The sequence below is a fragment of the Streptomyces winkii genome (assembly GCF_032248595.1).
Lineage (GTDB): Bacteria > Actinomycetota > Actinomycetes > Streptomycetales > Streptomycetaceae > Streptomyces > Streptomyces winkii.
This window is the reverse complement of record NZ_JASTTH010000005.1, coordinates 597884-614949: the sequence shown is the minus strand read 5'-3', so window position 1 is coordinate 614949 and position 17066 is coordinate 597884. Positions and strand designations below refer to the sequence as shown.

Here is a 17066-nt window from a genome sequence, read left to right as displayed (position 1 = left end):
CGTCCGGGCAGGCGGAGGAGACCGGACGGGTTGGAGAGGGGGTGAGACGGGGGCAGAGACAGGTCTGAAGACGGGGTGGAGGGCGCCGAACGGGCCGTATCCGGCGACGGCGGCTGCGTGACGTGCAGGACGCGGGAGGGGCGCCGCACGCGTCCGCCGCTATGGTGGACGTGACCGGACGGCTGTCCGTTACGGGAGAAAACTTAACGGACAGTTGTCCGCTTTGGCAAGGCCGGGGGTCGGGCGCGACCCCGCGAGGAGGACGAGTGCAGCAGAGGAATGAGGCGTCTCTGCGCTCGGACGCACAACGGAACCGCGAGCGCATCCTCGACGTGGCGCTGATGGAGCTGACGCGCTCGGCGAACGTTCCGCTGAGCGCGATCGCCAAGAAGGCGGGCGTCGGGCAGGGCACGTTCTACCGCAACTTCCCGAGCCGCGAGGCACTCGTGCTGGAGGTCTACCGGCACGAGATGCAGCAAGTCGCGGACGCCGCGACCGAGTTGGTCGAGACGCGCGAACCGGAGCGGGCCCTGCGGGAGTGGATGGACCACCTCGCCCGGTTCGCCATGGCCAAGGCCGGCCTCGCGGACGCGATCCGCCAGGCCACGAGCGCACCGGGGAATCCCCAGAAGCCGGGCCACGGTCCGGTGATGTCCGCCGCCGAGCGCCTGCTCCGCGCCAACGAGGAGGCCGGGACCATCCGGCCCGGAATCACCGCGGACGACTTCCTCCTCGCGATCGCGGGCCTCTGGCAGATCGATCCCCAAGGGGACTGGCAGCCCCGCGTCGACAGGCTTCTCGACCTCGTCATGGACGGGCTGCGGGCGGGGGCGCGCGAGCGGTGAGACCGCGCCGTGTGCCGGCATCAGGCCCTGGCGGGCCCGGATGCGGGCGCGGTCGTCAGGCCACGCGTCAGTCCGTGCGGCAGTCCGCCAGGTCCACGCGGGTCAGCGCCTCCGGATAGCGGCGGGCGAAGTCCACGTACACGCCCACCCCGTGGCTGATCCACTCGTTCTGGGTCTCGTCCGGCAACGGCTTCACCCGTCCCGGAACGCCGAGCACCATCGAGCGCTCGGGCACCGTGAGCCCTTCGGGCACCAGCGCCGCGGCTCCCACGACCGAACCGCTGTGCACGACGGCGCGGTTGAGCACCACCGACATGGAGCCGATCAGGCAGCGGCTCTCGACCGTGCAGCCCTCCAGATGGGCGTTGTGTCCGACGACGCACTCGTCCCCGATCAGGGTGGGCCACTTCCGGGTCGTATGGACGACGGTTCCGTCCTGCACCGACGTACGGGAGCCGACCTCGATCCGTCCGTGGTCGCCGCGCAGTACGGCGCCGGGCCACACCGACGACTGCGCGCCCACGGTGACGTGGCCGATCAGTACGGCGTCGGGGTGGATGTAGGCGTCGGCGCTCACCTGCGGGCGGACCCCGTCGAACGCGTAGACCGGCATGCGTCGTCACTCCCTCTGTCAGTCCCGCCGGGGCCGTCTGTTCGTCCCCGCGCCCGCCAGTGTCCACCGGGGCGCCGGTGACCTCGTCGGCCAGCCCCCCCGTCCGCCGTCACTTCCAGTCGTCAGTTCCAGCCGTCAGTGCCGGTCGCGCCCGAGACCGTGGTAGACCCGCACGGCGTTCTCCCCGAGCACGAGCGGCACGACGTCGTCGGAGAGCCCCAGCCCGGCGACCGCCCGGGCGTTCACGGCCGTGCCGGGCACGCCGGGCCAGTCGGTGCCGAAGATCCACTTGCGGGCGAGCCTGTTCACGTCGTGCCGTGCGTAGTACGTCGTCAGGCGCTTCGGCGGCAGCCCGGACAGCTCGATCCACACGTTCTCGTGGGAGAGCGCGAGGAACGCCGCGGCGTCGTACCACCATCCGCGGCCCCCGTGCGCCAGTACGACCGTGAGGCCGGGGAAGTGCCGGAGCACCGGGTAGAGCTGCGTCGGGTCCGCGTGCTCGTTCATCGAGCCCGGGAAGGACGACGTCCCGCAGTGGGTCACCAGCGGCACGTTCCGCTCGACGAGCAGCGAGTACGCGGGATAGAGCGCGGGATCGTCCAGCCGGAATCCGCCGTGCACGGGATGCAGCTTGAGCGCCGCAGCCCCGAGGTCGAGCTGCCGCGCCAATTCCCGGTCGATGGGGAAGTGCAGATGCGGGTTGACGTTGGCCACCGGGCGGAAGCGCCGCGGGTTGTACTCGACGAGCGGCAGCAGGTCCTCGAACCGCTGGTAGCCCGTGGCCTTGGGGCTGTACTCGCAGAACAGCAGCGCCACGTCGACGCCTTCGGAGTCGAAGAGGGCGTCCAGCTTCGCCGGGTCCGGGTCGCCCTCCGCGTTCCATGCGAGATCCAGCACACCCTCGGGGCCGAAGTCGCGCGCCCACTGCGACCACGCGGGGGCGATCGACGACAGACGCGGCACGTGCACGTGGGCGTCGACCAGCAGATGACCGTCCAGCATCGTGAACTCCTAGTTGCCCGGGTGCTTCGAGACGAGCGGAGTGTCGACGCCGATGTCGCCGGTCAGCCGCGAGCCGCCGGGCGTGCCGATCGGCTCGTCCCGTCCGGGCAGGGTCTCGGTGAAGAAGGCGGTGTTGTCCTGGATGAACTCCCGCTGTTCCTCCGGGACTCGGCGGTCCTGGGAGATGGCCTCGACGGGGCAGACGGGCTCGCAGGCGCCGCAGTCGATGCACTCCTTGGCGTTGATGTACAGCTTGCGCTCGCCGACGTAGATGCAGTCGACCGGGCACTCCTCGACGCAGGACTGGTCGGTGATGTCGATGCAGTCCGACATGATCACGTAGGGCACGGTGCCTCCTCTCCTCTCCTCGCCTCTCGTCCCGCTCAGGCAGCGGCCGCGGGGACGGGCGCCGCGTCGGTGCTGTGGCCGGGGAACAGGGACGCCTCGGGGTCGAGATGCACGGCGGCGTTGTTGACCGCGGTGGCCACCTCGCCGAAGCCGACCGAGATCAGACGCACCTTGCCCGGGTACTGCGAGATGTCTCCCGCGGCGTAGACGCCGGGCACGTCGGTCGCCATCGCCGAGTCCACCACGAGGTGGCGGTTGTCGTGCAGTTCGAAGCCCCACGTGCGCAGCGGGCCGAGGTCCGCGAGGAAGCCGAGCGCCGCCACCACCCGTTGGGCAGGCAGCACGACGGACTCCCGGTCCCTGCCGGTGACTTCGACCCTCTCGATGGTTCCGGGGCCGGGGCCGTCCCCGTCGCCTTCACCGTTGCCGTTGCCTTCGATACGGGTCACTTGAGCGTTCGTCAGCACCGTCGCCCCGCACGCCCGCACCGCCTCGACCGTGGCCGCGTGGGCGCGGAAGGCGGCACGCCGGTGCACGAGCGTCACCGACCGGGCCACCGGCTTCAGCGCGAGCACCCAGTCGCACGCGCTGTCGCCGCCGCCCACCACGACCACGTCGGTGCCGGCGAAGTCGGCGGGCGAGCGCACGAAGTACGACAGCCCGCGCCCCAGGAACTCCTCGCTGGCGGGCAGCGGGCGCGGGGTGAACGTCCCGATCCCGCCGGTCACCACGACCGCGCCGCAGCCGATCTGCGTACCGTCGGCGGTCGACAGCCGGAAGCGGTCCGGGCCTTCGCCGTACGGGACGCGCTCCAGCGATCTCGCCTCCTGCCCGAGGAAGTACAACGGGCCGTACGCGCCCGCCTGCTGGACGAGGTTGGCCACGAGCTCCCGCCCGCGGACGCTCGGGAAGCCGGCGATGTCGTAGATGGGCTTCTCCGGGTACATCGCCGTGATCTGGCCGCCCGGTTCGGGCAGCGAGTCCACCAGCGCGACGCGCAGCCCGCGGACGCCCGCGTAGTAGGCGCCGTAGAGGCCGACCGGCCCGGCTCCGACGAGTACGAGATCGACCTCGTACGCTCCGCCGGGCCGCGCCTCCTCCCCGATCGTCATCTGCTCCTCCGCATCGGTGCTCGCGTGCGCACTCCGCGCCGCCTCGTTCATTCCTGAGCAGAGGCGGTCGCTCAGACCCGCCTGACGTCGAAGTCGGCGCGCTTTCCGGTGCCGAAGCGGCGCAACGCGCCCTCCGGACCGGAGGCGTTGGGGCGGTTGAAGATCCAGTTCTGCCAGGCGGTCAGCCGCCCGAAGATCTTGGTCTCCATCGATTCGGGCCCCACGAAGCGGTGGTTGGCCTCCATGCCCGTCAGCGCGTCCGGCGAGAGCGACGCACGCTCCTCCAGCACGATCCGCAACTCGTCCTCGTAGTCGATGTCGTCGAGCGCCATGGTGACGAGCCCGAGCTCCGCCGCCTCGTCGGCCGCGAGCCGTTCCCCCGCGCGGTCCAGAACCGTCCGCAGCTCCTCGTCCGCCGCGTAGAAGCGGGACTGGAGCCGGGTCAGGCCGTTGCCCATCGGATACGCGCCCTGGTTGGCGGTGCCCACGACGACGGCCGCCGGGTCGGCGTCCGGGTCGGCGTCCTCGAAGACCCCGGCCAGCATGTACTGCCGGTCGCAGGCCAGCGCGAGCTCCAGCAGCGTCCCGGCGAAGCAGCTGCCGGGCTCGACGAGCGCGACGAGGCTGCGGCTGGTGACGTCCAGTCGCTTGAACGTGCGCTTGAGGTAGTGCCGGACCTCGTTGACGAACCAGTCGTCCGCGAGCGCGTCGAGCTGCTCGTCGTGGGCCAGCACGGCGGCGGCGTCGCCCGCTGTGCGGAACACCCAGGTGCCGAGCTCCAGTTCGTTGGTGCGCAGCCGGAGGATCAGGTCGTCGAGCTCCCGGGCGAGCGCCAACGGCCAGTAGTCCGCGCCCTGTTCGCGTACGGCACGCGGGCCCGCGGGCGGGGCCCCGGCGGGCCCCTCGACCGTGATCTCGACGCGCCGCCGGCCGCGCAGCAGCTCCGCCTTCACGTACCGGTACGCGATCGAGTCGGGCGTCTCGGTCCGCTCCAGCGGAGTGAGGGCGACGCCCTGCTCACCGGACGGGCGGTGGGATCGCTTCGCCGCCTCCTCGGCCCGCGAGCGGACCTCGTCGTCGAACCGGCCGCGGGGGACGGCCGCGTCGACCAGCCGCCACTCGACGGCGGTCCGGCCCTTGACGCCCTCGCTCTTGGTGGCGAAGACGTCGGCCCGGTCCTTGCGGACGTGGCGCTTGTCCACGACCCGGGTCAGCCCGCCGGTGCCCGGCAGCACGCCCAGCAGCGGCACCTCGGGGAGCGCCACCGCGGACGAGCCGTCGTCGACGAGCACGATCTGCTCGCAGGCCAGGGCGAGTTCGTAGCCGCCGCCGGCGGAGGTGCCGTTGACGGCGGCGATGTAGGTCTGTCCCGAGTGCCGCGTCGCGTCCTCGAAGCCGTTGCGGGTCTCGTTGGTGAACTTGCAGAAGTTCACCTTCCAGGCGTGCGTGGACTGGGCGAGCATCCTGATGTTCGCCCCCGCGCAGAACATCCGCTCCAACCCGCCTGTGAGGACTACGGACTTGACCTCGGGGTGCTCGAACCGCAGCCGCTGGACGGCGTCATAGAGCTCGATGTCGACGCCGAGGTCGTAGGAGTTGCTCTTGAGCTCGTAGCCGGGGACGATCCCGCCGTCCTGGTCGACCAGCAGTGTGAGCGTGGCGATCTCGCCGTCGACGGCGAGCTTCCAGTGGCGGTAGCGCTCGGGCGAGGTGTCGAACGAGACCGCGGGTACGCCCTCGCCGGTGAGCTGAGTGCTGGTTTCGACCGCGGCGGTCATCTCACTCTCCAAGCGATCGGTGTCGTCCTGAGGCATCTAACTCTACATATTCATGGTTTACCGTCAACAGTTCGTAGTGCGTTTCCTGGGTGGACGCCAGGGCCGCTTCGCTGCTCGGGCGTAGAATTCCGGGGGTTCTTGACTCTCCCGAAAGGACTCAGGCTGTGGCCGCTTCCGGTACGACCGTGGAGAGCTCGCCGCATCCACGGCAGTCCTGGCCGGCGTCGGCCAGTGCTCGCTCCCTGCTGCTGACGGTGCTCGGCGAGTTCGTCCTGCCGAGCCGGGAGCCGGTCTGGACGGGCGCCCTGCTCGGGGCGCTGAACTCCCTCGGCATCGAGGAGAAGGCGGCACGGCAGGCGCTGGCCCGGTCGTCCAGCCAGGGCCTGCTCACGTCCGACCGGGTCGGCCGCCGTACGCGCTGGAGCCTGACGTCGAGCGGAGAGCAGCTGCTCGAAGAGGGTGCCGAGCGCATCTACTCGTTCATGCGCCAGAAGAAGCGCTGGGACGGCCGGTGGCTGGTGCTCGCGGTCACGGTGCCCGAGACGCAGCGACGGCTTCGGCACAAGCTGCGCACCCGGCTGACGTGGGCGGGCATGGGATCGCCCGCACCGGGCCTGTGGGTCGTGCCCGACGCCGGACGGACGGACGAAGTCCAGGCCATCGTGCGGGAGTTGGGCATCGAGCACAGCACGATGTCGTGGAGCGGACCCTCGGCCGGTATCGGCGACCCGCAGGACGTCGTGGCCGCCGCGTGGCCGCTGGAGAAGATCGAGTCCGCCTACGGCGACTTCGTCAGGCACTTCGGCGACGTCCAAGTCAGCGACCAGCAGGGCGCGTTCGTGGCCCAGGTGAACCTGGTGCACGCCTGGCGCGCCTTCCCCGCCCTGGACCCGGCGCTGCCCGCGGAGCTGCTCGACCACGACTGGCCCGGCCCGGACGCCGCCACGGTCTTCCACCGCTGCCACGAGCGCTGGCACCGCAGGGCGCAGACGTACTGGCGGCGTCTGTGCGCGGGGGCCGGAGACAGGTCCTGAAAGCGCCGGGTCCCGTAGAGCCAGGCCGCGTAAAGCCCTGAGGGCCAGGCTCAGTTGGCTCAGTTGTCCTCCCGCCAGAAGCGTACGTAGTCGAACTCGACGCTCATCTTGTTGATGCCCTGCGCGGGCGGCGCGATCCAGCTCGCGAACCGGCCCGGCTCGTACTCGGGCTTCATCAGCGACCGCACGTCGGCGAGGTCCTGCTCCGAGGGAAGCCACTCGTGCTTCCGGGCGTCCCACTGCTCCCGCGTGAGCACCTCGCCCTCGGGGCTCACGTGCGCGCCGGCGTAGACGCCGACCTCGCGGTTGAAGCCCTCGTGCGGCAGCGTCAGCCGGTGCGGCAGACCGGCGTCCTCCAGCGCCTGGTTCCAGCGGCGGATGCCGTTCTCGCAGTCGGCGACGTACTCGTCGCGCAGGTCGAGGTTCAGCGCGTTCAGCAACGGGACGGTCTGGGTGGTCAGTTCGCCGTCCACCACCTTGGTCATCTGCCGTGTCCGGTCCTGGAGGGAGTGGTCGTCCTTGCGGCGCCGCTCCTGCCAGCGGCCCTTCAGCCCGGCGGTGTAGTAGGCGGCGGCGTTGGAGGACAGTTCGGAGCCGAACAGGTCCATGGACACCGAGAACTGCTGGTTGAGGTACTTCTGGATGACGGCCAGCGGTATCCCGCCGTGCGGAAGGATGTCGTCGGTGCCGTGCTCCTTCATCAGCTCCGCGGTCCGCTGGACGACCCGCTGGATGCCGGTGGTGCCCACGAACATGTGGTGGGCCTCTTCCTTGAGCATGAACTCGCAGGTGCGCGCGAGCGGATCGAAGCCGCTCTCCTTCAACGTGCCCAGCTGGTACTTGCCGTCGCGGTCGGTGAAGTAGGTGAACATGAAGAAGTTCAGCCAGTCCGTCGTGTCCTCGTTGAAGGCGCCGAGGATGCGCGGGTTGTCGTAGTCGCCGCTGTTGCGGCGCAGCAGCTCCTCCGCCTCCTCGCGACCCTCACGTCCGAAGTAGGCCTGCAACAGGTAGACCATCGCCCAGAGATGGCGCCCCTCCTCCACGTTGATCTGGAAGAGGTTGCGCATGTCGTACAGGCTCGGCGCGGTGGCCCCGAGCTGGCGCTGCTGCTCCACGCTCGCCGGCTCGGTGTCGCCCTGGACGACGATGAGCCGCTGCAACTCCGCGCGGTACTCGCCCGGGACCTCGCTCCACGCCTTCTCGCCCTTGTGCTGGCCGAAGGTGATCTCGCGGTCCGGGTCGGTCTCGGCGAGGAAGATGCCCCAGCGGTACTCCTCCATCGGCACGAAGTCGTAGACCGCCCAGCCGTCGCGGTCGATGGCGACCGCGGTGCGCAGGTAGACCTCCTTGGTCGGCACCTGCGGCCCGAGGTTCCGCCACCAGTCGATGAACTTCGGCTGCCAGCGCTCCAGCGCCCTCTGGAGCCTGCGGTCACCGGCCAGATCGACGTTGTTGGGGATGCGTTCGCTGTAGTCGATCCTGCTCACCGGGCCGCTGGGCTCGGGTGCGGCTCCGAGGCGGCCGTCAATGGTCGTCATCCGCTCTCGCCCTTCTCTCCGGGGTCAACCGTCAGTCCGTCGTTCCGTACGGCCGGGGTTCGTTCAGTCCACGGTTTTAGTCCACGATCGAGCATCGTCACGTCATTAGAATGTAGCATGTCGGGTCAACGTGCCACCCCGGCCGACGAGTCGAGTACGTACGGACGGACCCTGCCGGGGCGGCGCCGGGCGCCGCGCTCCGGTCTCCCGGCGAACGGGCCTGCGCACACGGCGAATCCCGCCGAGCCGGGCAGCTCGGCGGGATTCGCGGGGTTGCCCCGGGATTCGCTCAGGGGCGGACGGAGCCGCGTCGTGCCCGGGTCACATCCGCTTCATCCCGACGTACTGGAGCTCCGCGAACAGGCCCACCACCACGGCCTGGAGGACGATCCAGGCCTCGCCCGCCACGGTCGGGGAGAGAGCGCCGGAGAAGAGCGTCACGACGCTGAGGGCCGCCCACAGGAGATTCGCGACGAGCACGGTGCCCAGAGCGGTCCGGTTGATGGTCTCGCGCGTTCCCACGACGAGTACGCCCGCCGCGTAGAGGACCAGGAAGACGCCGATCGCATAGTGGACCGAGGTCCCGATCCCGAGGAAGGGTTCGAGCACCGTCGCCAGTGCCAGATAGCCGAGGCCGTTGAGGCCGGTGACGATCCCGTCCGCTTTCAGGGCGAGGCGGGCGAATCCGTCGGGCGGCGCCGCTCCCGCGCCCGCGGCGGTGCCGTAGTGGTGTGTCGATGCCATTGCCCTCGTCCTCTCGTCGGCACGGTCGTCCGCTGATCGCGAACTGACGCCGTCCATCACGGCGGAGGCGGGCGCGGACAGTCGGCTCTCGCTCTTACGGATGGCTCTCCGTGACCCCGGCGCCGCCACTGGCAGGACGCTAGCCAGGGCCTGAGCAGCGCAACAATTACCCGAGAGGTAATGGCGGAGTCCGCCAATCACCAAGCGGGGACCGGGATTTCGGCGCTCGCGCCCCCGGCCCAGTGGTGCCCGGGCCACGAGCCCCGACGAGAAATCACCACGCGATGAATTTCGGGGCTACCCTTGGCGCCGTGATGCAGCGCGACCCAGCACCCGGCGCCCGGGCGGCGGCCCGCCCCGGCGGGCAGCAGGCCCGCCCCGTCCGCCGCCGCGCGGCGCTACGAACTCCGGGCGGCGGCGCCGCTCTCCAGCCGCTCCTTCAATCGCCGGTAGCTCGTGGGCGCCGTCTTCGCGGCCATCTTCCGGATGGCGGGCGTGAACAGATCGCCGAACCCCTGGCCCTCGAAGTCGAGCGTGAAGGTGACATGCGACCTCGCGCCCGCGTCGAACGGTTCGACCGTGACCGTGGCACTCGGGCGGAACAGCCCGTCGACGCCGCGGGCCGCCCAGCTCCGCGGCGGGCTGACCTCCGTCACCTCCTGGGTCATGGTCCGCGGGCCGCGCCCGATGCGGCGGACCGTGGTGAATCGTGACCCCACTTCGAGCCGTCCGCTCCCGGCCGTGCGCACCTCCACGACGTCGCGCTGCCACTCCGGGAAGCGCGTGGGGTCGGTGGCGTACGCGAAGACCTCCTCCGCGGGACGGTCGATGTCGATCTCGGAAACCAGTGGTGGCATCGCTCCCACTCCCTCTCTCTTCTCGTCTTCCGCTTTCGTGCCGGCGGCCTCGCCGCCCCTTCTGCCTGTTCCGCCTGTTCCTCACTGCCATGACGAATCCGGAAGGAAGGATGTGACCGTGCAGGACGACGGCGTCCGGCTCGCGGACGCGTTCGAGACGCACCGGCCCCGGCTGCGGGCGATCGCCTACCGCATGCTCGGCTCTCTCAGCGAGGCCGACGACGCCGTGCAGGAGTCCTGGATGCGCCTGACGCGCACCGGCGAGGACGTGCGGAACGTCGGCGGCTGGCTCACGACGGTCGTCTCGCACATCTGCCTCGACATGCTGCGCTCGCGCCGGGAGGAGCCGCTCGGGCTGCGCCTGCCGGACCCGGTCGTCAGTCATCCCAGCGGGCTCGACCCCGAGCAGGAGACGCTGCTCGCCGACTCGGTCGGCCTCGCCCTCCTCGTCGTACTCCAGAGGCTGGACCCCGCGGAGCGGCTGGCGTTCGTGCTGCACGACATGTTCGCCGTGCCCTTCGACGAGATCGCGCCCGTCGTGGAACGCTCCGCGGTCGCCGCGCGGAAGCTCGCCAGCCGTGCCCGCCGCCGTGTGCAGGAGGCCGCTCCGGTGCCGGACGCCGACATCGGCCGGCAGAGAGAGGCAGTCGAGGCCTTTCTGCGGGCCGCGCGCGAAGGCGACTTCGGCGCGCTGCTGGCGGTGCTCGATCCGGGCGTCGAGCTCCGGGCCGACGTCGGGCCCGTACCGTCCGGCGTACCGACGCGCTTCAGCGGAGCGCGGGACGTCTCCGAGCGGGCGGCGGCCTTCTCCTCGCGGGCCCCGTTCGCCCGGCCTGCGCTCGTCAACGGGGCCGCGGGGCTGGTGGCCGTCGCGGACGGACGGGTCCTCACGGTCATGGCGTTCACGGTCCGGGGCGGAAAGATCGCCGGGATCGACATCCTCGCGGACCCGGAGCGCCTGAGCGCAGTCGATCCGGCGGTCGTCGGCGGCTGAGCGACGTACGTACGACCCGGTGAACGGCGAGTGACCGAGTCGGGAGGAGACGGACTCGGACTCTGGCGCGGACGGGGGCAGCGGCTACTCTGTGAAATCACCTGAATATTCCATGCCCGGCCCGAAGGGACAGCCGTGAGCGCCGACGAGCAGCGGGAGTTGGGCCAGCTTCGCCGGGCCATGGAGACGCGGCCCGTCATCGACCAGGCGCACGGCGTCCTGATGGCGACGCACGGGTGCACGGCCCAAGAGGCGTGGCAGGTCCTCCAGTCGGCTTCCCAGCACACGAACACGAAACTGCACGTCGTGGCCGAACAGGTCGTCGCATTCACCCAGAACGAGCCGCCCGCCGAGCCGATCCGCCTCGCGATCCAGGCGGCGCTGCGCGACATCGGCAAGCGGTGACGGGCGGCGGATCGAGGCGTGCCCGGGCCCACCCCTGGCCACATCCCCGATTCTCTGACTAAAGTCAGAGAAATGAGTTCGGAGTCTGAGATAGAGCAGGTGCGGCGGTTCAACCGCACCGTCACGGAGCGCGTGGGCGTGCTCCACGATCACTACCTGGGCCGGGACCGGCCCATCGGCGAGGCCCGGGTGCTCTGGGAGATCGGCGAGAAGGGCCGGGACGTACGGGCGCTGCGCGACCGGCTCGGGCTCGACTCGGGCTACGCGAGCCGGCTGCTGCGCTCATTGGCGGCCGACGGCCTGGTGACCGTGGAGCCGCAGGCCGAGGACAAGCGGGTGCGCACCGTCCGCCTCACGGAGCAGGGCCGCGCGGAACGCGCCATGCTCGACGGCCGCAGCGACGAGTTGGCGGGCTCCATTCTGGAACCGCTCAACGAGCGCCAGCGCGCCCGGCTGGTCGCGGCCATGGCGGAGGTCGATCTGCTGCTGACCGCCGGTACGGTCACGCTCGACACCGTCGACCCCGGCCATCCCGACGCCGAGCACTGCCTCCGCTCCTACTTCACCGAGTTGCAGGAGCGCTTCGAGACCGGCTTCGACCCCGCGCTGAGCCTGCTGCCCGACGCGGGCGAACTCCGGCCCCCGCACGGCCTGTTCCTCGTCGCACGCATGCACGGCGAGCCCATCGGCTGTGCCGGTCTGAAGCAGTCTCCCGGCGGCCTCGCCGAGATCAAGCGGATGTGGGTCGCGCCCCAGGCCCGGCGCCTCGGCCTGGGCCGCCGGTTCCTCGCCGAACTGGAGGCGCGTGCCGCCGGGCTCGGGTGCCGCGCGCTGCGGCTGGACACCAACAAGACGCTCAGCGCGGCGATCGGGCTGTACCGGGCATGCGGCTTCGAGGAGGTGCCAGCGTTCAACGACGAGCCGTACGCACACCACTGGTTCGAGAAGCGGATCACGGAGCGGCAGCCGGAGTGACGCAGAGCGCGCGCTCTCAGCCGTCCGTTTTCTTCGGCTCCAGCAGCTCGGGCCCGTTGTTGCGCACGTTGTTGACCGCAGTCGAGACCGCGCGGGCGTTCAGGTGGCCTCCCGAGGGGGAGGTGAGCAGCGCCCGGAGCTCGTCCGGGTCCTCGTGTGCGGGATCGAGCCAGGCCGCCTGATCGGCGGGGGCGATGGTCAGCGGCATGCGGGGGTGGATCCTGCCGGCCGCGTCGGTGGCCTCCGTGGTGATGACGGTGCACGACCGCCACCACGCCTGCGGATCGTCCTTGTCGCGCTCGGGGTCCCGCCAGATCTCGTACAGCCCTGCCAGCGCCATCAGTTCGCCGTCCTCGGCGGTGATGAAGTACGGCTGCTTGTAGGCCTTCTCGGTCTCCGTCGCCGGGACGGTCCGCCACTCGTAGAAGCCGTCGGCCGGCAGCAGGCAGCGCCGCTTGGCGAACGCCCGGCGGTAGGCCGGCTTCTCGTGGACGGTCTCCATCCTCGCGTTGATCATCTTCGCGCCGACGGACGGGCTCTTGGCCCAGAACGGCACGAGCCCCCAGTGCAGCGGTCGCAGCCGCCGCTCCACCTCGCCCGTCTCCCGGTCGGCCGTCTCCAGGACGGCGTACACGTCGTCGGTCGGAGCGACGTTGTAGTTGGGAGCGAGCGTCTGCTCCGGGTCCCACCGGTCGATGTCGAAGAGGCCGACCAGGTCTTCCGGGCTGCGGGTCGAGGCGTATCTGCCGCACATGCCTCCACCCTGCCACGGCGGACGGACATGCTCCGGCCGCGCTGGGAAGAAGCCCGGCCCGGGAGGCTCGCCTCACAACCGGTCGTAGACGAGGAGGCCGTCGTCCCGCAGCCTCGCCCCCGCGGCGGCCGGATGCCGCGTGAGCCTCCCGTCGTGCGCGAGGTGCAGCACGGGCGTGCCCCGCGCCAGTACGGCGAAGTCCGCGATGATCCGGCGGTGGCAGCGCCACCACAGGGACTCCGCGCACATCACCGCCGTACGTTCCACCTCGGCCGACTGCCGCAGCAGCTCGTCCATGGCCTCGACGAATCCGGGGTCGCGCGTGTGACCGGCGTAGCCGCGGAACTGGGCGTGCTCCCAGAAGACGTCGGGGGAGTCGGGCGCCGCCTTCCGGAAGCCGCCGAGCCGCTGGTCCCACCGGTACTTGATCCCCGCCTCCGGCATCCACTCGGCCAGTGCCTCACGGCGGGCGTCGGGATTGCGGCGGCTGCCGGGCGCCGTACGTACGTCGACGACGGCGGCGACGCCCGCGCCGCGAAGAAGAGCGGTCAGCTCATCGCGGGTCGCGACGCCGTGACCGAAGGTCACCAGCGGGGCGGGCGAGGTCACAGGGACCCTGCGATCGTCAGCGGCCCGGCCGGGGAACGGAGGCCGAGGCGTCTCTGCTGGTGCGCCGCTTCAACTGGCCGTAGCGGTCGCCCCGGTCGCCGTGGCCGCGGTTCCGGTGCTTCCCGTACTTTCCGTAGTTCCCTTACGCGAGTGTCCGACGAGAGCATTCGCATGGAACCGAGTCTGCCAGCGGTCCGCGGGACGCCGCCCGAAGAAGAGCCGAAGTACGGGCGACGGCCGGACGAAGAACAGCCGAGGTGAACGCAGGTGTCAGCAGCCACGCCGTCCGAGGACGATCACCGCTTTCCCGCGGCGACGGCCCCGCGCCTGACCACGGCCGCCGAACTGGACGCCGTCGTCCCCACCTGCCGCGCCTGCCCGCGGCTGGTCGCCTGGCGCGAGGAGGCGGCCCGTACGAAGCGCAAGGCCTTCATGGACTGGGAGTACTGGGCGCGACCGGTCCCCGGCTTCGGCCCCGCCGACGCCGCCCTCGCGATCGTCGGGCTGGCGCCGGCCGCGCACGGCGGCAACCGCACCGGCCGCGTCTTCACCGGCGACCCGTCCGGGGACGCGCTCTTCGCCGCGCTGTACGAGGTCGGCCTGGCCTCCCGGTCCACGGTCACGCACCGCGGCGACGGCCTGGAGCTGTACGGCGTACGGATCACGATGCCCGTGCACTGCGCGCCTCCCGACAACCGGCCCACGACCGCGGAGCGCGACACGTGCCGGCCCTGGCTCGCCCGTGAGCTGGGGCTTCTCCGGCCCTCGCTGCGCACGGTCGTGGTGCTCGGCGGATTCGCGTGGCAGGCGCTGCTGCCGGTGCTCGCCGACGCGGGCTGGCGGCTGCCGCGCCCGCGCCCGGCGTTCGGGCACGGAGCCGAGGTGCTGCTCACGGACGTACGGGGGCGGGGCGGGCCGGAGCTGCGGCTCGTCGGCGGCTACCACCCGAGCCAGCGCAACATGTTCACGCGCACCCTGACACCCGCGATGCTCCGCGACGTCCTGCGCCGCGGTGCCGAGACCGCCGGTCTGCCCCGGCGTTGACCGCGTCCGGCGCCGAGCCACCGCGTCCGCCCGGCTCCGTGCCGCCCGTCCGGCGAGGCATCCATTTAATACGTTTTTGTCCGGATACATTCGAGGCTGCTGCTGCGCGACTCATCGACATCTACGGAGGCACGCATGCCCCAGCCCAGGTCCGGCCCGTCGCGCCGTGTCGTCCCCGGCACGGTGAGGACCCCCGCACTCATCCTCACCGCCCTCGCCTTGATGTTCGTACTGCCCGGAATCGCCGAGGCCGAAGGCGACGGTGAGCGACTGGCGCACCCAGAGAGGGACTGGATGGGCTCCACCCTGAGCACCCACGAAGGACGCGCACCCGCGGTCCAGGCGTCGACGTCACGGACTCTCGCCGCGTCCGTGGAAGGCGTGGACGTCTCCAGCCACAACGGCAACGTGGCGTGGTCCACGCTCAAGAAGAACGGTTCACGCTTCGCCTACGTCAAGGCCACGGAGGGCACCAGCTACCGGAACCCCTACTTCGCCCAGCAGTACAACGGCTCGTACAACAGCGGCATGATCCGGGGCTCTTACCACTTCGCCCTGCCCTCCAACTCCAGCGGCGCCGCCCAGGCCAACTACTTCGCGTCGCACGGCGGCGGCTGGTCGCGGGACGGCAAGACGCTACCGGGCGCGCTGGACGTGGAGTACAACCCGTACGGCTCGGCCTGCTACGGAAAGTCGCAGAAGGCCATGGTCGACTGGATCAGCGACTTCGTGCGGACGTACAAGACGCGCACCGGTCGCGACGCCGTCATCTACACCTCCACCACCTGGTGGAAGACCTGCACCGGCAACTCGACGAAGTTCAACAAGACCAACCCGGTGTGGGTGCCGAGCTGGAGCGGCTCGGTCGGCACGCTGCCCGGCGGGTGGCCGTTCCACACCTTCTGGCAGTACACCTCGACGGGGAAGACGGTCGGCGACCACGACCGCTTCAACGGCTCGTTCGCCCGGCTCCAGGCGCTCGCCAACGGGTAAGCGCCCACTCACCGTCAGCGGCCTCCCGGAGCGGATCCGGGGGGCCGCTGTTCTGCGTCGGGACGGGGTCAGCGGATTTCCCGACCTGGACGTTCGCCGCTCCCGCCTCCGCAGTCGCACCATGGAAGAAGCAGGGGTGATTGGAGGGAAACCTCATGATCGAAGTGAAGACGGTCGACAAGGCGGACGAGCGGCGTGACTTCCCGCGCGGGCACATCGAGGCCCTTCACCTCAGCGGTCTGGATTTCGCGGTGGTGACCTTCGAACCCGGCTGGCGCTGGACGGAGTCGCTGCGCCCGATAGCGGGGACGGAGACCTGCCAGGTACACCACAACGGGGTCATGCTCCAGGGACGCATGCACGTCAAGATGGACGACGGCTCCGAGACCGAGGTCGGACCCGGTGACGTCTTCGTATGCCCGCCCGGTCACGACGCATGGGTCGTCGGCGACGAGTCGGTCATCATGTACGACTTCGCCGGCCAGATGGCGAAGGACTACGCGAAGGGTTGAGGCGCAGGGCCCTCCGCAGGCTCTGGCAAGCACAAGCACAAGCAGTCGCTCCACGGGGGCCGCAAGGACGTGACCGCGGGCGGCGCGGAAGCCGGGACACCGCGTTGCCCGCGGCCGCCGTGTGCGCGGGGAGAGAGGGAGGGAGACGCCCTCCACGGCATCGCACAGGGCGTTGTCGGTGCCCTGGTGCACGATGGCGTGATGACGAGGACGACGCGCACGACGCGGGCGAGTACGGGGAACAAGGCGGCGCGCCGAGCGGTCCGGACACCGCGCCGCCCCGAGATCGGACTTCCGGAGCTGCGTCCGTACGAGGAGGCGCTTGCCCCGGACGGCGACTACGACGGGATGGCGTTCGAGGACGCCGATCTCGCCGGCACGGAGGCGTCGGGCGCGCGCTTCCTCGAGTGCGGAATCCGCAACTGCTCGCTGGACGAGGCGAGATGGGAGCGCGCGCGGCTGCTCGACAGCGTGCTGGAGGGCGTCACGGGAGCCGGCACCGACCTGGCCGGAGTGGAGCTGCGGGACGTGGAGGTGCTGGACGCCCGCCTCGGCGGCGTACAGCTGCACGGCGCCCGGCTGTCCAGGGTGCTCGTGCGCGGCGGGAAGATCGACTTCCTCAATCTCCGGCAGAGCCGCCTGCTGGACGTCACGTTCGAGAACTGCGTGCTGGTCGAGCCGGACTTCGGCGGTGCCGTCCTCGAACGGGTCGCGTTCACGGGATGCGTGCTGCGCGGAGTCGACTTCAGCAGGGCGGCGCTCACCGATGTGGATCTGCGGGACGCCGTGGAGCTGGACATCGCGGCGGGCATCGGGCAGTTGGGCGGCGCGGTGATCAACTCGACTCAACTGATGGATCTGGCACCGGCGTTCGCGGCCGAGCTGGGCGTGCGGGTGGGAGGCTGACGG

Annotated in this window: 19 protein-coding genes; 9 read left to right on the top strand and 10 right to left on the bottom strand. The window is 70.8% G+C overall.

All coding sequences use genetic code 11. The features are described 5' to 3' along the window. Positions 1-266: 266 nt before the first annotated feature. Positions 267-845, top strand: a complete 579-nt coding sequence (locus tag QQM67_RS18365; RefSeq protein ID WP_314174981.1) for a TetR/AcrR family transcriptional regulator — start codon at positions 267-269, stop codon at positions 843-845. 67 nt (positions 846-912) lie between these two features. Here the strand turns inward: QQM67_RS18365 and QQM67_RS18360 are convergent, their stop codons facing one another. The 5 genes from QQM67_RS18360 to boxC form a co-directional block, all read right to left on the bottom strand. After that, the gene (locus QQM67_RS18360) at positions 913-1458 is read right to left on the bottom strand and encodes a gamma carbonic anhydrase family protein (RefSeq protein WP_314174979.1); all 546 of its coding nucleotides are present in this window, start codon (positions 1456-1458) and stop codon (positions 913-915) included. 135 nt (positions 1459-1593) lie between these two features. Beyond that, complete coding sequence (locus tag QQM67_RS18355; protein WP_314174978.1) at positions 1594-2460, bottom strand: amidohydrolase family protein; 867 nt, start codon at positions 2458-2460, stop codon at positions 1594-1596. Positions 2461-2469: 9 nt separating this feature from the next. Then, positions 2470-2808 (bottom strand): ferredoxin, encoded by a 339-nt coding sequence (fdxA, locus tag QQM67_RS18350; protein WP_314174977.1) that lies wholly within the window; start codon positions 2806-2808, stop codon positions 2470-2472. 35 nt (positions 2809-2843) lie between these two features. Then, on the bottom strand, positions 2844-3920 hold the full coding sequence (locus QQM67_RS18345) for an NAD(P)/FAD-dependent oxidoreductase (RefSeq protein ID WP_314174976.1): 1077 nt from the start codon (positions 3918-3920) through the stop codon (positions 2844-2846). A gap of 71 nt (positions 3921-3991) precedes the next feature. After that, positions 3992-5698, bottom strand: coding sequence for a 2,3-epoxybenzoyl-CoA dihydrolase (gene boxC / locus QQM67_RS18340; protein ID WP_314174975.1), 1707 nt, complete (start codon positions 5696-5698; stop codon positions 3992-3994). Between the two features lie 164 nt (positions 5699-5862). Here boxC and QQM67_RS18335 point away from each other — a divergent pair, with 164 nt between their 5' ends. Then, positions 5863-6732 (top strand): PaaX family transcriptional regulator, encoded by an 870-nt coding sequence (locus QQM67_RS18335; protein ID WP_314174974.1) that lies wholly within the window; start codon positions 5863-5865, stop codon positions 6730-6732. A gap of 59 nt (positions 6733-6791) precedes the next feature. Here QQM67_RS18335 and boxB read toward each other — a convergent pair whose 3' ends face one another. The 3 genes from boxB to QQM67_RS18320 all read right to left on the bottom strand — a co-directional run bounded on the left by boxB (position 6792) and on the right by QQM67_RS18320 (position 9871). Then, positions 6792-8270, bottom strand: a complete 1479-nt coding sequence (gene boxB, locus QQM67_RS18330) for a benzoyl-CoA 2,3-epoxidase subunit BoxB (protein ID WP_314174973.1) — start codon at positions 8268-8270, stop codon at positions 6792-6794. A 321-nt stretch (positions 8271-8591) separates the two neighbouring features. Then, positions 8592-9014, bottom strand: coding sequence for a hypothetical protein (locus tag QQM67_RS18325; protein WP_314174972.1), 423 nt, complete (start codon positions 9012-9014; stop codon positions 8592-8594). 398 nt (positions 9015-9412) lie between these two features. Next, positions 9413-9871 carry an SRPBCC family protein gene (locus tag QQM67_RS18320; protein WP_314174971.1) on the bottom strand — a complete coding sequence of 153 codons (459 nt, stop codon included), beginning with the start codon at positions 9869-9871 and terminating at the stop codon, positions 9413-9415. Positions 9872-9983: 112 nt separating this feature from the next. On the opposite strand from QQM67_RS18320, the gene QQM67_RS18315 reads away from it, so the two are divergent. The 3 genes from QQM67_RS18315 (at position 9984) to QQM67_RS18305 (ending at position 12245) form a co-directional block, all read left to right on the top strand. Then, a complete protein-coding gene (locus QQM67_RS18315) occupies positions 9984-10865 on the top strand; it encodes a sigma-70 family RNA polymerase sigma factor (RefSeq protein ID WP_314174970.1) in 882 nt (293 codons plus the stop codon). 135 nt (positions 10866-11000) lie between these two features. Further along, entirely contained in the window at positions 11001-11270 is a 270-nt protein-coding gene (locus QQM67_RS18310) for an ANTAR domain-containing response regulator (protein ID WP_314174969.1), read from the top strand. A gap of 72 nt (positions 11271-11342) precedes the next feature. Further along, entirely contained in the window at positions 11343-12245 is a 903-nt protein-coding gene (locus tag QQM67_RS18305; RefSeq protein WP_314174968.1) for a bifunctional helix-turn-helix transcriptional regulator/GNAT family N-acetyltransferase, read from the top strand. A 16-nt stretch (positions 12246-12261) separates the two neighbouring features. On the opposite strand, the gene QQM67_RS18300 is transcribed toward QQM67_RS18305, so the two are convergent. Next, entirely contained in the window at positions 12262-12999 is a 738-nt protein-coding gene (locus tag QQM67_RS18300; RefSeq protein ID WP_314174967.1) for an SOS response-associated peptidase, read from the bottom strand. A 72-nt stretch (positions 13000-13071) separates the two neighbouring features. Beyond that, complete coding sequence (locus QQM67_RS18295; protein WP_314174966.1) at positions 13072-13608, bottom strand: DUF488 domain-containing protein; 537 nt, start codon at positions 13606-13608, stop codon at positions 13072-13074. Between the two features lie 267 nt (positions 13609-13875). On the opposite strand from QQM67_RS18295, the gene QQM67_RS18290 reads away from it, so the two are divergent. The 4 genes from QQM67_RS18290 to QQM67_RS18275 all read left to right on the top strand — a co-directional run bounded on the left by QQM67_RS18290 (position 13876) and on the right by QQM67_RS18275 (position 17063). After that, positions 13876-14652, top strand: coding sequence for a uracil-DNA glycosylase (locus QQM67_RS18290; RefSeq protein WP_399067040.1), 777 nt, complete (start codon positions 13876-13878; stop codon positions 14650-14652). A 135-nt stretch (positions 14653-14787) separates the two neighbouring features. After that, positions 14788-15645, top strand: coding sequence for a lysozyme (locus QQM67_RS18285; protein WP_314174965.1), 858 nt, complete (start codon positions 14788-14790; stop codon positions 15643-15645). Between the two features lie 155 nt (positions 15646-15800). Further along, the gene (locus tag QQM67_RS18280) at positions 15801-16157 is read left to right on the top strand and encodes a cupin domain-containing protein (RefSeq protein ID WP_314174964.1); all 357 of its coding nucleotides are present in this window, start codon (positions 15801-15803) and stop codon (positions 16155-16157) included. A gap of 201 nt (positions 16158-16358) precedes the next feature. Further along, entirely contained in the window at positions 16359-17063 is a 705-nt protein-coding gene (locus tag QQM67_RS18275) for a pentapeptide repeat-containing protein (RefSeq protein ID WP_314174963.1), read from the top strand. The last annotated feature ends 3 nt before the right edge of the window (positions 17064-17066 follow it).